Here is a 2,923-nt window from a genome sequence, read left to right as displayed (position 1 = left end):
GCAAATAGAGTATCTGATCAAGATGGGGTCAAGCCCTCGACCTATTAGTACACGCTAGCTGAACGGATCACTCCGCTTACACTGTGTGCCTATCAACCTTGTAGTCTTCAAGGGGTCTTACCTGATTGACTCAGTGGGATATCTTATCTTAAGGCCGGCTTCACGCTTAGATGCTTTCAGCGTTTATCCGATCCGAACATAGCTGCCCAGCTGTGCCACTGGCGTGACAACTGGTGCACCAGAGGTTCGTCCATCCCGGTCCTCTCGTACTAGGGACAGCGCCTTTCAAATATCCTGCGCCCACGACAGATAGGGACCGAACTGTCTCACGACGTTCTGAACCCAGCTCGCGTACCGCTTTAATTGGCGAACAGCCAAACCCTTGGGACCGAATTCAGCCCCAGGATGCGATGAGCCGACATCGAGGTGCCAAACCTCCCCGTCGATGTGGACTCTTGGGGGAGATCAGCCTGTTATCCCCAGGGTAACTTTTATCCGTTGAGCGATGGCATTTCCACTCACATACCACCGGATCACTAACTCCGACTTTCGTCTCTGCTCGACCCGTCAGTCTCGCAGTCAGGCTCGTTTATGCGTTTGCACTCATTCATCTGGTTTCCGTCCAGATCGAACGAACCTTTGAACGCCTCCGCTACTTTTTAGGAGGCGACCGCCCCAGTCAAACTGCCCACCTGACAATGTCCCCCGCCTCGATTCAGAGGCGCAGGTTAGAATTCCAATGTCGCAAGGATGGTATCCCAACGTCCACTCCACGAACGCCAAAGCATCCGCTTCCCAGTGTCCCATCTATCCTGTGCATGCAACACCGAAACCCAATATCAGGCTACAGTAAAGCTCCATGGGGTCTTTCCGTCTTGTCGCGGGTAACCGGCATCTTCACCGGTACTACAATTTCGCCGGGCGGGCTGTTGAGACAGTGCCCAGATCATTACGCCTTTCATGCGGGTCAGAACTTACCTGACAAGGAATTTCGCTACCTTAGGACCGTTATAGTTACGGCCGCCGTTCACTGGGGCTTCAATTCAATGCTTGCACATCTCCTTTTAACCTTCCAGCACCGGGCAGGCGTCAGCTCGTATACGTCATCTTTCGATTTAGCACAAACCTGTGTTTTTGGTAAACAGTTGCCTGGGCCTATTCTCTGCGGCTCACTCTCGTGAGCACCCCTTATTCCGAAGTTACGGGGTCAACTTGCCGAGTTCCTTAACAACCCTTCTCCCGTTGGCCTTAGAATCTTCTTCCTACCTACCTGTGTCGGTTTGCGGTACGGGCACCTTAGATATACACACAGCTTTTCTCGCCTCTCATCCAGCCAGACTTCGGTACTATATTTCCCTCGATCTCTACCGGAACCAACACCCGGCTCTGACCTTCTAAAAGTGTCCCTGTGCTTAAATCTTTCGGTGGGGACGGAATCTCTACCGTCTGTGCATCGGCTACGCCTTGCGGCCTGACCTTAGCTCCCGCCTAACTTGGAGCGGACGAACCTTCCTCCAAAAACCTGAGGTTTCCGGCCATGTGGATTCTCACCACATTCGCGCTACTCATTCCGGCATTCTCACTTCTGTAAACTCCACAGCCGCTTACGCTACTGTTTCTCCGCTTACACAACGCTCCCCTACCCCGCATCTTACGATGCAGCCTAAGCTTCGGTTTGTATCTTAGCCCCGTTAAATTTTCCGCGCAGAGACGCTCGACCAGTGAGCTATTACGCACTCTTTAAATGAGTGGCTGCTTCTGAGCCAACATCCTGGTTGTCTGCGTATTTCCACATCGTTTTCCACTTAGATACAATTTGGGACCTTAGCTGTAGATCTGGGCTGTTTCCCTTTTGACAATGAGATTTATCTCACACTGTCTGACTCCCATACATCAATACTCCGGCATTCTTAGTTTGATAGGCTTCGCTACCCTCTCGGGCGCTAGGCCATTCAGTGCTTTACCTCCGGGTATCTAATATGAGGCTAGCCCTAAAGCTATTTCGGGGAGAACCAGCTATCTCCGAGTTCGATTGGAATTTCTCCGCTACCCACAATTCATCCGCCGCCTTTTCAACGGAGGTCGGTTCGGCCCTCCATGAAATTTTACTTTCACTTCAGCCTGATCATGGGTAGGTCACCCGGTTTCGGGCCCATTGCATGCTACTGAACGCCCTATTCAGACTCGCTCTCGCTACGCCTCCAGTCCTTAAGACCTTAAGCTCGCAACATACAATCGCTCGCCGGACCGTTCTACAAAAAGTACCATATCACACGTTGATGTGCTCTATGTGCTTGTAGGCACAAGGTTTCAGGTTCTATTTCACTCCCCTCCCGGGGTCCTTTTCACCTTTCCTTCACAGTACTATACGCTATCGGTCACTGGGTAGTATTTAGGGTTGGAGGGTGGTCCCCCCATCTTCCGACCAGGTTTCACGTGTCTGGCCGTACTCTGGAACTCGCGCAGCTCTCATCGTTTTCACCTACGGGATTCTCACCCTCTTTGATTGGCCTTCCCATGCCATTCGGTTAACAACTCAAGTCCTAAAAGCGGTCCATACCCCGGAAGGATTTCTCCTCCCGGTTTGCCCTCTTCCGCGTTCGCTCGCCACTACTAACGGAATCTCGTTTGATGTCTCTTCCTCGCCCTACTTAGATGTTTCAGTTCAGGCGGTTCCCCTCCTGTACCTATGGATTCAGTACAGGATACCAGAGTATGAACTCTGGTGAGTTTCCTCATTCAGAAATCTCCGGATCAAAGGATGTTTGCTCCTCCCCGAAGCTTATCGCAGCTTACCACGTCTTTCATCGGCTCCCAGTGCCAAGGCATTCTCCTTGCGCCCTTTGTAGCTTGACCGTTGTTTATCTCTCGATAAACATATCTTATTTCAGATTCTCCATTTGCCAACGAGATTTTACCATTT

Annotated in this window: 1 rRNA gene; it reads right to left on the bottom strand. The window is 51.4% G+C overall.

Annotated elements, in window-relative coordinates:
• Window positions 1-24: 24 nt before the first annotated feature.
• A 23S ribosomal RNA gene (locus GPK89_RS12530) occupies window positions 25-2,856 on the bottom strand.
• Between the last annotated feature and the right edge of the window lie 67 nt (window positions 2,857-2,923).

The sequence above is a fragment of the Gemmiger formicilis genome, from assembly GCF_018784445.1.
Classification (GTDB): Bacteria; Bacillota; Clostridia; order Oscillospirales; family Ruminococcaceae; genus Gemmiger.
This window is presented reverse-complemented; position numbering and strand designations above follow the sequence as displayed.